The 13762-nt window shown below is 71.9% G+C and carries 9 protein-coding genes; 3 read left to right on the plus strand and 6 right to left on the minus strand.

All coding sequences use genetic code 11. The annotated features are described in order from the left end of the window. Positions 1-11: 11 nt before the first annotated feature. From ABT092_RS02890 to ABT092_RS02915, 6 genes are all read right to left on the minus strand, one after another. Complete coding sequence (locus tag ABT092_RS02890; protein ID WP_351239062.1) at positions 12-488, minus strand: SUKH-3 domain-containing protein; 477 nt, start codon at positions 486-488, stop codon at positions 12-14. 12 nt (positions 489-500) lie between these two features. After that, the gene (locus ABT092_RS02895) at positions 501-2144 is read right to left on the minus strand and encodes a YwqJ-related putative deaminase (RefSeq protein WP_351239277.1); all 1644 of its coding nucleotides are present in this window, start codon (positions 2142-2144) and stop codon (positions 501-503) included. Positions 2145-2368: 224 nt separating this feature from the next. Continuing rightward, the gene (locus ABT092_RS02900) at positions 2369-3415 is read right to left on the minus strand and encodes an endonuclease/exonuclease/phosphatase family protein (RefSeq protein WP_351239064.1); all 1047 of its coding nucleotides are present in this window, start codon (positions 3413-3415) and stop codon (positions 2369-2371) included. A 60-nt stretch (positions 3416-3475) separates the two neighbouring features. Next, positions 3476-4570 (minus strand): hypothetical protein, encoded by a 1095-nt coding sequence (locus ABT092_RS02905; protein WP_351239066.1) that lies wholly within the window; start codon positions 4568-4570, stop codon positions 3476-3478. Between the two features lie 165 nt (positions 4571-4735). Then, on the minus strand, positions 4736-5587 hold the full coding sequence (locus ABT092_RS02910) for an ABC transporter permease (protein WP_351239068.1): 852 nt from the start codon (positions 5585-5587) through the stop codon (positions 4736-4738). Further along, the gene (locus tag ABT092_RS02915) at positions 5584-6660 is read right to left on the minus strand and encodes an ATP-binding cassette domain-containing protein (protein ID WP_351239070.1); all 1077 of its coding nucleotides are present in this window, start codon (positions 6658-6660) and stop codon (positions 5584-5586) included. Before ABT092_RS02915 ends, ABT092_RS02910 begins: the two co-directional genes overlap by 4 nt. A gap of 372 nt (positions 6661-7032) precedes the next feature. Here ABT092_RS02915 and ABT092_RS02920 point away from each other — a divergent pair, with 372 nt between their 5' ends. From ABT092_RS02920 to ABT092_RS02930, 3 genes are all read left to right on the plus strand, one after another. After that, positions 7033-7479, plus strand: a complete 447-nt coding sequence (locus ABT092_RS02920) for a hypothetical protein (RefSeq protein ID WP_351239072.1) — start codon at positions 7033-7035, stop codon at positions 7477-7479. Between the two features lie 22 nt (positions 7480-7501). Beyond that, the gene (locus ABT092_RS02925; RefSeq protein WP_351239074.1) at positions 7502-8725 is read left to right on the plus strand and encodes a PP2C family protein-serine/threonine phosphatase; all 1224 of its coding nucleotides are present in this window, start codon (positions 7502-7504) and stop codon (positions 8723-8725) included. A 673-nt stretch (positions 8726-9398) separates the two neighbouring features. Beyond that, complete coding sequence (locus ABT092_RS02930; RefSeq protein ID WP_351239076.1) at positions 9399-13619, plus strand: CLIPPER-2 domain-containing protein; 4221 nt, start codon at positions 9399-9401, stop codon at positions 13617-13619. The last annotated feature ends 143 nt before the right edge of the window (positions 13620-13762 follow it).

Here is a 13762-nt window from a genome sequence, read left to right on the forward strand (position 1 = left end):
CGGGAATGAGCTCAGACAAAGTAGTCCTCCGCGTCCTGGAAACTATCGGTCATCAAACCGATGAGGGCCTCATATTTTCCCGTTCCGAGGTAGTGGTTCCCGCTCCAGTGGACATAGAAGAATCGACCGTGTTCATCAATGAGAATGGTTCCTCCTTCATAAGTGTCCCAGCCGACGGGAAAGAGTGCGGCACCCAGGCTCCGGGAAAGTTCGTCGATGTCCTCCCCTTGCCCCTTGAAGGCGAGGATCGGGGTGAAGTCCGCATAGTCATCAGGATTCGCCTGCTTGAGTACCTTGATGAAGGCGTGCTCGCGGACGAAGGCGACCGCGGCCGCGGACGGTGCGATGTCGACGCCCTCTGCCCGGTAGTCGTCGATCACGGCCTCCATGGCCTCGCGCGCCGCTTGCTCACCGATGTCCCGTCCCGCGTGCCATCCCCCTTCAGCCAGCCAGGCGTCGATCTCCGCAGGTGTTGTCAGTCTGGGCATTCTGCTCTCGCTCTACTTGTACGCCGTCACGCCGACCCGGAGAAGGATCACAGAGCATGACCGACAGGGTTCCTTGTAGTCGCCGTGTTGGATGTGCCCGTTCCGGCCCGGTTGGTCCCCGATCTGAAGAGAGTAGACGAAAGACCCATCCATGGCTCGACGGATGTCTTCCGGGGATTGAATCGGTATGCCGTCCCGCGCTTCCAGGTGGCGGAGCCGGTCGGATATGAGAGCGATCTCGGCGCATTTCCCGTGGCCGGCTCCTTTCAGGCCGCCGGACGCTTCGATGTCCCGACCAGCCGTGTCCACCACATCTTGAAGCGCGGGGTGGTTGTCGAGGAACTTCTGGCCGTGCCGTTGCGTGGAGCTTGAATGTGTCGTCAGCGTTCCGTCGTGGAGCAGGCCGCCGGCGCACGCCGTCTTCAGTCGGTCCTGCCCCGGAGGATTGTTTCCCACCGGTTGGTCCCTGGCGTCGTCAGCGAGTTGACGGGTCTCCCGGACGAGGGCGTCCCGCTGCTGCTCCGGCGTGAGGTGGTTGACGTCCAGAGCCTCACGGCGGTGGTGCTTCATCTTGCCGGCGCTCTGGCCGTGCCAGCCCGGTTGAGGGTCCAGCGGACGGCCCTGAGGTCCCGGACCGGAGCCGCTGCCGCCCCCTCCGTCATCACCTCGGCCTCCGCCGCTGCCCTTCCCGCTCCCCTGGTCGATCCGCTTGATGCGACCGTCGATGTCGAGGTCCGTGTTCTTGTGGATCTTGGAGCCTTGGCCGATGGCGTCGGGGAGGTCCTTGCCGATGTGGTTGCCGATGTGGCTGTGGCTCTTGGTGAGCTTCTCGACGACGCCGTCGATGGTGCTGTCCAGGACGGCGGTGAGGGAGTCCTTGCCCTTGGCGCGGCCGTGGTGACCCCTGGCCCTGCCGATCTTGCTGGCGGCGCGGCTGTTCATCGACGCCTGGACGGTGGCGAGTTTGCCGCCGGTGTTGGTGTGGGCGTCGTGGTCGATGTCCAGGCCCTTGCCGCCGACCGGGCCTGTCGGTCCCGCGGTACCCGGGGCGCTGTTGAGTCGCAGTCCCTCCCCGCTTCCCTGTGGTGCCTGGCCCGTGTCGGCGCCGCTCGGCTGGCCGGTCACGTTCATCACGGTGTGAATGGCCAGGTCCGTGATGATGTTCTCCAGTGCGGCCACCGCAGGTTGGGCGAGTACGGCGGTGATTTCCGCGACCGCGGCCTCCGCCATCTCCTGGAGTATCCGCTTGAAGGCGATCCGGGTCGCGACGATCTTCCCGCCGGCCAACAGCGAGGTCAGTCCCATGGTGAACGGTGCGGCGGCCAGCGCGATGCCCACCGTCGCGCAGAGATCGGCGAGTTCGGCGACAGCGGCGATCTTCCGGGCGACGATGAGATCGGCGACCCGGTCCAAGGCGTCCGCGACGAGCCGGGCGGCAGCCGCGAGGTCCTTGTTGCCGCCCTGGACCTTCTTCCAGTGTCCGTCCAGCGCCGTCAGCGACTCGCTCTGACCCGAGGACAGCAACCGTTGGACGTGTCCGTGTGCGGCGCCGGCGTCCTCGTCGGCGTCGTCGGCGAACTCCCGTAGTGCTCCCGCCATGTCACGGTAGGCGTCCTCGTCGACGTTCGGCCAGCCGACCCCCACGACGTCGAGCATCGTGTCCACGCCTTCGGGAATCGTGTACCCCACGCTCGCCAACACCCCCGTGCGAGCCACCGCAGTGGCGCCGTGCACTGCTGGAAGAACGGGCGGGGAAGCGAATCCGCGGCCTCCTACCCGTAGGAAATCGGCGCCAGTTTAGCGATCCGTGGGGAACCGGCGGGGCCTATCGCCGCAACGGGTGGGCCGCTTCCGGCCGCTTCCGGTGCCTGCCGTGCCGCTCAGCGCCGCGCCACCTCGTGCAGCGTGAGGTCGACGACGACGGTGCGGTGGTCGGTGTCGCCGAGGTCCAGGGAGCGGGCGGCTTGGGCGTGGAAGTCGCGGGAGACCAGGACGTGGTCGATGTGCGCGCCGAACAGCGGGGCGGTGGACGCCGGCCAGGTGGCGGTGCGGGAGGCGTCGGCGAGGTGGGCGGCGTCGCGCAGGCCGGTGTCGAGGAGGCGGCGGAAGGCGGCATGGTCCTGGGTGGCGTTGAAGTCCCCGGCCATGATCATCGGGCCGAAGTCCACCCCGCCGATCGGGGCTGTGGCGGCGCCGTGCAGCATGTTGAGCTCGCGGCGCCAGGTGCCCAGGTCCCCGGGCATCGGCGGCATGGGGTGGGCGAGTTGGAGGCGGATGCGGTGGCCCTTCACCTCGATCACGGCGCCCGGCATGCCCAGGGTGCTGGCCGGGAGGCCCACGGTGGCCTCCAGCGGGGTGCGGCTGAGGATCGCGGAGCCCGCGGCGCCGTACTCCTCGACCGCCGAGCGGTGCGGGTAGTCGGTGCCGAGCCGCGCGTCCAGCCGGGCCAGGCAGGTGGGGTCGCACTCCTGGACGAACACCAGGTCGGGGCGTTCCCGGGCGATCGCCCGGGTCAGGGCCTCGGTGGCGCCGCCGTGCTCGACGTTGGAGGTCATCACCCGGAGTTCGGCGAGGGCCGGGCCGGAGGGCTCGGAGGTCTTGCCGTGGGGCTCGGTGTACCAGGCGACGAGGCCCAGCGCGAGGACGCCCCAGAGCATCCCGAACCGCCAACGGGCGAACGCGGCGAGCAGCAGGGCCAGTGCGGCGGGGGCCAGCAGCCAGGGCAGGAACGCGAGGAGTTGCGGGACGGGGGTGATGCCGTCGCTGTCCGCGAGCCGGAAGCCCAGGACGGTGCTGACTCCGAGCAGCAGCAGTCCGGCGAGCCGGGCCCGCAGGCGTCCGGGGCGCCGGCCGCCGGGGCCGGGCGGGGCGTCGTCAGCGAGGGGGCCGGCGTCCTCGGTCCGTGCGGGTGTCGTGGGCGTGGTCATGGTCGTTCCGATCACCCTTCCGGCCGTGCGGCCCGTTCCGTGTGCCGGGCCGGTCGCCGGTCAGGTTCCGGCGGGGTCCGCGGCGTCCACCGCGGCGGCGGTTTCCCCTGCGTGTCCTGTGTCCTCCGGGCGTCCGGGGCACTCCTGGTAGGACGGGGCCGGGTCCGTGGCGGTTGCACGGACGGGTGGCCGGTGGGCGCGGGGCGCGGACTCCGCGGCGAGCACCGGCGTACCGGGCGCGCACGCGGTCACCGTCCAGGCGCTGGTGGGCTCGGGCGGGGTGGGGGCGCCGGCGCGGGCGCCGCGCACTCCGGCGAACCGGCCGGCGATCCAGCCGGCGAGGCCCACCAGGAGACCGAGGACGAGGATCACCAGGGCCGCGGTGCGCAGCGAACCGGTCAGGGCGTCGAAGACCGCGCCGGCCGCGGCGCGGGACACGTGCGGGGGCAGGTCGTCGAGGGTCACCGCGCGGCAGACGGCGATGGCGGCGGCGAGTGCGCCGGCCGCCGCGGCGACGCCGAGGGCAGTCGCGGTGACCGCCCGCCGGCGGGCGGTGGCCAGCAGGATGCCGCCGAGGGCGAGCAGGACGGAGCCGACGGGTAGCCAGAGGCCGGCCAGTTCGAGCATGTGGACCCCCTTGCGGAGCCGCTGCGGGTCCTCGCCGGGGAGGACGGTGACGACCGTCGGTTGGACGGGGATGCGCCGGGCGAAGACCACCCCGTCGTCGACGAGGCTCTGTTTGACCCGTTCGGTGACGGAGGTCAGGTCGATGGTGACCCGCTCGCCGTGGGGTCGGCGGACGGCGTGCATCACCACGTCGTGGGTGGCGCGGTTGGCGGTGTTCCAGCCGCCCCGGTAGGCGTCGGTGGCGGTGAAGGAGCCGACCGCGTCCCGGACGAAGACCCGGACGGTGCCCTCCGGGAGGGTGCCGCGGTCGACCTGGCGGACGACGGCGTCGGTGAGGGCGTCGGCCAGGGCGTCCTGCACGCCCGGTTCGCTGGCGAGCGGTGCCATGGCGGCGGTGTACGCGTCGGCGTCGGCCAGCTCGGTGCGGGCCCAGGCGGCGACGGTCGCGGCGGGCAGCAGCGCGCAGGCGGCGAGCAGCAGCACCGCGGAGGCCGTGCGGCGGAGCACGCCGGGCTTGGTGGCGGACACGGTTCCACCGAACGGTGCGCGGGGGCCGGCCGCGAGCCGGGCGGGGGTGTTCGGGTGCCGGTGCACCCGAGCGGCGCGCACCGGGTGGCGGGGGCGCGCCGGGTGTGCCGGTCAATGTCCCCGACGCCCCGACGCCCCGACGCGCGCCGGGGGGCGGGGGCGGCCCTAATTGCGGTTGTACATGCGCATGGTGAGGGTGCCGAAGACGACGACGAGGAGCGCGGACCAGCCGAGCGCCCAGCCGAGTTCGGCGGCGGGCCACTCGCCGGCCATCAGGGCGCGCACGGCGGTGGCGACGTGGGTGATGGGGTTGTGGTTGACGAACGCCTGGAGCCAGCCGGGCATGGTCTCGGGCTTGACGAAGATGTCGCTGAGGAAGGTCAGCGGGAAGATCACCATCATGCTGACGCCCATCACGGACTTCTCGGTGCGCAGCAGCAGCCCGAACATCGTCCACACCCAGGAGACCGCGAACGAGAACACGATCAGCAGGGCGACGCCGGCGAGCACGCCGAGGAAGCCGCCGTCCGGGCGGAAGCCCATGATCAGGCCGACGGTGATCATCACGACGGAGGCGATGAGGTAGCGGACCATGTCGCCGAGCAGGTAGCCGACCATGGCGGCGGGGCGCCACAGGGACAGGGTGCGGAAGCGGTCGAAGACGCCCTTGTCGATGTCGGTGTTGATGGCGACGCCGGTGTACATCGTGATCATGACGATGGACATCACGAGCATGCCGGGCAGCAGGTACTGGACGTACTCGCGGGGCGAGCCGGCGAGGGCGCCGCCGAACAGGTACGTGTACATCAGGATCAGCATGATCGGGAACGCCGTCACATCGAACAACTGTTCGGGAACGTGCTTGATCTTCAGCATGGCGCGCCAGCCGAAGGTCAGCGAGGCCGCCAGCGGCCCGGGCCGGCGCGGGCGCTCCCGGGCCACCAGCAGTTCCGCGAGCGAGTCGGTGCGGACCGGGGTGAGGTCCTGGGCGTCCTGGGCGGTGGTCACGGTGCTCATGCGCTGGTCTCCTTCGCGGCGGCAGTGCCCGCGGCGGCGGTGCCCGCGGTGGCGTCCGCGGCCGTGGCGTCCGTGGCGGGGCGGTCGGTGAGGGCGAGGAAGACCTCGTCCAGGCTGGGCTGGCCGAGGGCGAAGTTGTCGACGGTGATCCCGGCCGCGGAGAGTTCGGCGAGGGCCCGGGACGCCTGGGCGGCCGGGTCCGGCCCGTCGAAGGAGCCGTCCCGGCCGATCCGCGCGGTGAGCGCCACCGGGTCGGGCTCCAGGTCCACCGGCGCGTCCAGCACCCGGGCGAGCAGCTCGCGGGCCTGCTCGCCCCGGTGGGCGTCGCGCAGTCGGACGTGCACCGCGCCCGCGCCCACCGACGCCTTCAGCTCGCCCTTGGTGCCCTCGGCGATCACCCGGCCCTTGTCGATCACGGCGATCCGGGAGGCCAGCCGGTCGGCCTCGTCCAGGTACTGGGTGGTCAGCAGGACGGTGGTGCCCTGGGCCACCACGGCCCGCACGATGTCCCAGACCTGGTTGCGGCTGCGCGGGTCGAGCCCGGTGGTGGGTTCGTCCAGGAACAGCAGGTCGGGGGTGTTCAGGATGGAGGCGGCGATGTCGATGCGCCGGCGCATGCCGCCGGAGTACGCCTTGACCTGCCGGTCGGCCGCCTCGGCCAGCCCGAACGCGGTGAGCAACTGCTCGGCCCGCTCGTAGGAGGCCCTGCGGCCGTGCCCGGTGAGCCGGGCGAGCAGGACGAGGTTCTCGGTGCCGGTGAGGTCCTCGTCCACCGAGGCGTACTGCCCGGTCAGGCTCACCCGCGAGCGGACCGCGTCGGCCTCGTGCACGACGTCGTGCCCGAACACCCGGGCCTCGCCGCCGTCCGGCCGCAGCAGGGTCGCCAGCATCTTCACGGTGGTGGTCTTGCCCGCGCCGTTGGGTCCGAGGACGCCGTACACCGTGCCGGTGGGGACGGTCAGGTCGACCCCGTCGACCGCGCGGTTGTCGCCGAAGGTCTTCACCAGACCCGCGGTCTCGATCGCCGGGGCACCCGGCCGCGCCGCCGTCCGCCCGCCCTTTCCGCTGCTCATGTTCGCCTCGCGTGATATGTCGATCTTGGAATGGTTCACTACGCCTTGTGGCGTTTCGTTCTGTCGTTCCATGGTCCGTGCTCCACGGGTCGAGATGAAGACCGGGCCGGAAACGAAAACTCATCGCTTTCGGCAAGATTTCTTCGAACTCATGATCGACCAGGGTGGGTGGCGGCCCCCGGCACGAGTTGCTGAGCCCCCGCGCGGGGTGTGCCCTGGAGGTGGACGGACGGCCCCGCACGGCTCCCGGCCCGCCCGGACCGGGCCCCGGCGGGACCCGCCGGGCACCGCCCCGCCACCGCGGGAACCCGTGCCGCCGCGCACGCGGTCAGCGCACCGTCCCGCGAGACTCCGCGAGAGAGGAGCGGTCCCATGACCCATGCGGCCCCCGCACCGGGCGCCCCCCGGACCCCCGGCACCCCGCGCACCGCCGCCGGACGCCACCGGGCCCCGCGCGCCACGATCGACCCCCGGGCCAGCGGCACCTGGATACCGGTCCTCGCCGGCATCGTCTACGGCTTCTGGATCGCCGGGATCAGCCGGGACGCCGCCGGCTACCAGGTCACCGGCTGGAACATCCTGCTCGGCTTCGTCAGCGGCATCCTCTTCGCCGCCGTCGCCTTCGGCCTGCACCGCGCCGCACCCGCCCTGCGCGCCGGCCCCCGCGCCCTGGCCTGGGCCGTCTTCGCCGGCCTCGCCTTCGGCTTCTGCTACAGCCAGACCGGCCACTCCGTGCTGCGCTCCAGCGGCATCGCCCTCGCGGTGGCCTTCGGCGTCGGAGCCACCGTGTACTACCACACCTACGTGAACGAGGACTGAGGCCCGCCCGGGTCCGCGTCCCATGCCCCCGCCCGAGCTCACCCCGCCCGTCCCGCCGGACGGCCCCGACGCACCGGTGCCGTCCGCCGGCGACGGGAGGCAGTCCCTGCTGCGCGTGCGCGGGCACAGCGTGTCCTGGCTGCCGCCGCTGGCCCTGCTGGTCGCCCTGGTGGCGTTCGACCTGAACACCTCCGGCGAACTCCGGGTGATCTCCTGGATCGTGCTGGTCCCCGGCATCGCCGCCGCCCTGTGCGGCGTGTGGACCACCGCCCTCTTCGCCCTGCTGTCCGTGCTCGCCTACGTCGCCATGGACACCACCTGGCCGCAGCAGTACCAGACCGGCCTGCCCGACTTCATCCTGGTCGCCGCGGGCGGGGTGCTCGCCGTCGCCGTGTCCTGGGTCCGGCTGCGCAACGAACGCCGCGCCCTGCACATGCGGGACGTCGCCGAAACCACCCGCCGCACCGTGCTGCGCCCGCTCCCCCCGTACTGGGGCGGGCTCGACCACGCCGCGGTGTACCTCGCCGCCGACAGCGTCGCGAAGGTCGGCGGCGACTTCTACGACATCCAACCCAGCCCCTACGGCACCCGGGTCCTCATCGGCGACGTCCAGGGCAAGGGCCTCGGCGCGGTCGACGGGGCCGCGGTGCTGCTCAGCTCCTTCCGGGAGTCCGGCTACTACGAGTCCGACCTGACCACCGTCGCCCGCCGCCTGGACGCCCGGATGCTGCGGCACGGCTTCTACTGCGCCCAGGTCGGACGGGACGACTCCGACCGCTTCGCCACCGGCGTCCTGCTCGGCTTCCCGCCCCGCACCGCACCCCACGGCCCCGTCGTCCTCGTCAACTTCGGCCACCAGCCCCCGCTGCTCGTCGGACCGTCCGGCGTCCGCGAACTCCCGCCCGGCGACGGCCTCCCGCTCGGCCTCGGCGACCTCTCCGAAGGGCCGGCACCGCTGCAACGGATCTGGCCGGCCGCCGGGGACACCCTGCTCCTGGTCACCGACGGGGTCACCGAAGCCCGCGACGCCCAGGGCGAGTTCTTCCCCCTCGTCGCCGCCGTCGCCGTCGCCCTCGCCGAGGACCCCGGGGTGGCCGAACCCGAACGGCTGGTGGCCTTCGTCCGCGACGCCACCCTCCGCCACGGCGGCAACCACCTCGCCGACGACACCACCGTCTTCGCCGTCCGCCCCGCCCCCGCGGACGCCACCGACGGCTACCCCTTCTTCGGGCCGCCGCCGGGATGAGGGGACGGGGCCCCGTCCCCCGTCCGCCCGTTGCCCCGTCCGCCCGTGACGACCGGTCAGCCGCCGTCCCGTGCCCCGGCGTCCCCGTCCGCCCGTGTGCGGAGCACCGTCGTGAACTCCCCCCGCGGCCGGCACCGGACGCGGGGGGAGCAGGATCGGCCCGGACACCGGCGTTATGCCCTTCCATATGGTGACACGCCGTCTGGAGTCGCTTTTATCCCTTGAAATAACACTTATAGATGCTTTACTCATCAATCGAGGTGGGCTGTTCCACAGCCCAACCCGGTGCGCGCGTGAGGGCCCCGTGCGGGGCGCGTGCCGGACCGCGGCGGGAGGGGAGAGGGCGGGATGGACAGGTGGGGGTGGTGCTCGCGCACCGCTGCGGGCGAACCGGGGGCGGGTCTTCCGTCGTGCCCGGTCGCGTTCCGTTCCCCGGGCACCGGACCGGTCCGCCGGGCCGGGCTCCCGGACCGGCGGCTCCGACGGACGGTCGCGCCGGACCTCCGTGGTCCCGGCGGACGTCGATCGATGCGGTGCCCGCACGGGCGAACCCCTCGCTGAAGTCCCGGTCCGCCGGTGACCGGCTCCCGGTCCGGACGCCCCGTCAGAAGAGGGCTCCACGGGTCCCGGTACCCGATCGCGGCGTACCGCAACAGAATCCGGAAGGTGCTGAATGACCAGGATGGATCGCCGCAGCGTGCGGCACAGAAGGCGGCGGGTCCGCTCGCTCTGGGGGCTGCTGTTCACGGCCTTGTTGATCGTGGGCGGCACCTTCTGGACCCCGCTCCTGTCCGCACCGCAGTCGTACGCCGCACCGGGTGACGCGTTCGACCCCGCCGACCCGACGGTCTTCGTCGCCCAGGAGACCCCGACCCGCCTCTACAAGGCGCTCGCCGGCGCCTCCGGCAGCATCACCTTCCAACCGGAGGGGGCGGCGTCCCCCATCACCTACAACGGCATCAGCTACAACACGGCGGACAACTACCTGTACGGGATCAGCGCCATCGGGAACGCCGCCTTCCCGACCGGATCGTTGATCCGGATCGGGCAGGGCGGTGCCCTCTCCCGGGTGGGCGCCCCGAACCTGCCCGGAGGGGCGAACCTGGCCGCCTTCGCGCCCGACGGCTACCTCTACACCGGTACCACGGGCTCCACCACGGCCCGCCGGATCGACGCCACCACGGGCGGGTCCACGACGCTGAACCTGTCCGCCGCCCCCAACACCGGCGACCTCACCTACGCGGACGGATACTTCTGGGGAGCCACCGACAACGGACAGATAGTCCGGGTCGACTTCCTCAACCCGGCCGCCACCAAGCCGGTCAGCTTCCACCCCGTGCCCTTCCTGACGCTCACCCACGGGTACGGCGGGGCGTGGACCTTCGGCAACGGCAACATCGGCCTCTCCAACAACGTCACCGGGCTGGTGACCCAGGTGAAGGTCAACACACCGGCGAACCCGACCTTCACCCTGGTCTCGGCCTCCTCCGGCCCGGCGAGCAGCAACAACGACGGCGCCTCGTCCCCCGGCCTGCCGACCGACCTGTCGATCGTGAAGACCGGGCCCGGGGCGGTCGAGCCGGGTTCCCCGGTGACGTACACGCTGAAGGTCAAGAACAACGGTCCCGGCAACTCCAGCGGCTACACGGTGACGGACACCGTGCCGGCGCCGCTGACCGACGTGGCCAGTCCGACGCCGGGTTGCACGGTCTCGGGCACCACGGTGACCTGCGTCGGCGGCCGTACGCTGGCGGGCGCCGAGAACACCATCACGATCACGGCGAACACTCCGGCCACGATGACGGGATGCGTCACCAACACCGCCACCGTCCTGGCCAACGAACAGGACCCGGTGGCGAACAACAACCAGGACGAGGCCGAGATCTGCGCCGTCGAGCCGGGCCTGACGGTGGAGAAGACGGCCGATCCGGCCACGGTGAGCGCGGTCGGCGAGCGGGTGACGTACTCGTTCGAGCTGACCAACACCGGGAACGTGGAGCTGACGGAGCCGGGCGTCACGGAGACCGACTTCTCGGGCGCCTCGTCCCCGACGGTCGAGTGCCCGGCGGGTCCGCTGGCCGTGGGTGGGACGCTGACCTGCACCGCCGTCTACACGGTGACGCAGGCCGACCTGGACGCGGGCTCCATCGAGAACACCGCGACCGCGCACGGAACCCCGTCGGGCGCCACCGATCCGACGGTGTCGGAGCCGGACACGGCGACCGTCGGCGTCGACGCCGAACCGTCGCTGACCGTGGTCAAGTCCGCCACCACCGGTCAGCCGGACGAACTCGTCCTGGACGAGGAGATCACGTACAACTTCGTCGTCACCAACACCGGGAACGTGACCTTGACGGACGTGGCGGTGGACGAGGGCGAGTTCACCGGGAGCGGTGAACTGGGTCCGGTGCTCTGCCCGGCCGGTGCCGCCTCGCTGGCCCCCGGCACCTCGGTGACCTGCACGGCCACCTACACGGTCACCCAGGCCGATGTGGACGCCGGTGAGATCACGAACTCGGCGACCGCCACCGGCACCCCGCCGTCCGGCACGCCGCCGGTGTCGCCGCCGTCCGAGGTGACGGTCCCCTCCCCGCCGGCCCCCGCGCTGACGGTGGTCAAGTCGGCCTCGACGGACGAGTTGGTCGCGGGTGAGGAGATCACCTACGGCTTCCGGGTCACCAACACCGGCAACGTGACCTTGGAGGATGTGGAGGTGGGTGAGGGCGAGTTCACCGGGAGCGGTGAACTGGGTCCGGTGGTCTGCCCGGCCGGTGCCGGTTCCCTGCTCCCGGGCGAGTCGGTGAGGTGCACGGCGACGTACACCGTCACCCAGGCCGACGTGGACGCCGGCTCGGTACGGAACACGGCCACCGCCACCGGCACTCCGCCGTCCGGCACGCCTCCGGTGTCGCCGCCGTCGGAGGTGACGGTGAGCACGGATGACGATCCGGCGTTGTCGGTGGTGAAGTCGTCGTCTGTGGATGAGTTGGTTGCGGGTGAGGAGGTCACGTACGGCTTCGTGGTCACGAACACGGGGAACGTGACCTTGGAGGATGTGGAGGTGGGTGAGGGCGAGTTCACCGGGTCCGGTGGGTTGGGTCCGGTGGTGTGTCCGGCGGGTGCGGCCGCGTTGGCGCCGGGTGCTTCGGTGACGTGTACGGCGACGTACACGGTGACGCAGGCGGACGTGGACGCGGGTTCGGTGAGCAACTCGGCGACCGCGACCGGTGTGCCGCCCCGGGGCGAGCCTCCGGTGTCGCCGCCGTCGGAGGTGACGGTGAGCACGGATGACGATCCGGCGTTGTCGGTGGTGAAGTCGTCGTCTGTGGATGAGTTGGTTGCGGGTGAGGAGGTCACGTACGGCTTCGTGGTCACCAACACCGGGAACGTGACCTTGGAGGATGTGGAGGTGGGTGAGGGCGAGTTCACCGGGTCCGGTGGGTTGGGTCCGGTGGTGTGTCCGGCGGGTGCGGCCGCGTTGGCGCCGGGTGCTTCGGTGACGTGTACGGCGACGTACACGGTGACGCAGGCGGACGTGGACGCGGGTTCGGTGAGCAACTCGGCGACCGCGACCGGTGTGCCGCCCCGGGGCGAGCCCCCGGTGTCGCCGCCGTCCGAGACCACGGTGACCACGGAGGACGACCCCGGCATCTCCGTCGTCAAGTCCGCCACCACCGGTGAGGAGGACGAACTGGTCGTGGGCGGGGAGGTCGACTACCTCTTCGTGGTCACCAACACCGGGAATGTGACCCTGGAGGACGTGGAGGTCGTCGAGCGCGAGTTCACCGGGTCCGGTGGGTTGGGTCCGGTGGTGTGTCCGGCGGGTGCGGCCGCGTTGGCGCCGGGTGCTTCGGTGACGTGTACGGCGACGTACACGGTGACGCAGGCGGACGTGGACGCGGGTTCGGTGAGCAACACGGCGACGGCTTCCGGCGTGCCGCCCCGGGGCGAGCCTCCCGTGTCACCGCCCTCGACGGTGGAGGTTCCGCAGACCCCGGAGCCCGCGCTGACGGTCGTCAAGACCGCGGAGTCGGAGAACCCGGGCAAGCTCGTGCTCGGTGAGGAGATCGACTACGGCTTCGTGGTCACGAACACCGGCAACGTCACGCTGAAGGACGTGAAGGTGGACGAGGGCGAGTTCACGGGTGCCGGTGAGCTGAGCCCGGTCACCTGCCCGAGCGGTGCGGCCTCGCTGGTGCCGGGTGCTTCGGTGACGTGTACGGCGACGTACACGGTGACCCAGGCCGACGTGGACGCCGGATCGATCGAGAACACCGCGACCGGCACGGGCACCCCGCCGTCCGGCGAGCCGCCGGTCTCCCCGCCGTCCACGGTGATCGTGCCGTCCGACGGCAAGGGCGAACTCGGTCTCGCCAAGACCGCCGAGGTCACGGACGTGAACGAGAACGACCGGACGGATGCGGGCGACCGCATCGACTGGGGGTTCACGGTCACCAACGAGGGGCCGATGACGGTGACCGACATCATCGTGGACGACCCCACCGCCGGTGCCGTGACCTGCCCGAAGAGCCGCCTGGACCCGGGCGAGGAGATGAGGTGCGAGGCCGAGCCGCACACCATCACCGCCGAGGACGTCGAGCGGGGGAAGGTCGTCAACACCGCGACCGCGGGCGGCAAGGCCGGCGGCGAGGACGTCACCTCGTCCGAGGCCACCGCCACGGTCCAGGTCCCGCCCGGCACCACTCCGGGCTCTACCGGCACCCCCGGTGCTCCGGACGACCCCGACCACCCGGAATCCCCCGCTCCGGCCTCCTCGGGCATCCTGGCCAGGACCGGCACCACCGTGCTCCTCGCGGCCTCGGTCGCCGCGGGTCTCCTGCTCGTGGGCGGACTCGCCTACGGCATCAGCAGGCGCCGCCGCAGTAGCCGGTAGCAGCGCACGACCCCGAGCGGGTGCCCACGGCGAACCGGCCGTGGGCACCCGCTCGCCCATGCGCGGGGCGGACGACCCGTTCGTTCCCGGACGGCCCACCGGCGCGGGGCGCGTGCTCCGTTCCGCCGACGGGACCGCTCGCG

The organism is Streptomyces sp. NPDC002490 (assembly GCF_040296045.1).
Lineage (GTDB): Bacteria > Actinomycetota > Actinomycetes > Streptomycetales > Streptomycetaceae > Streptomyces.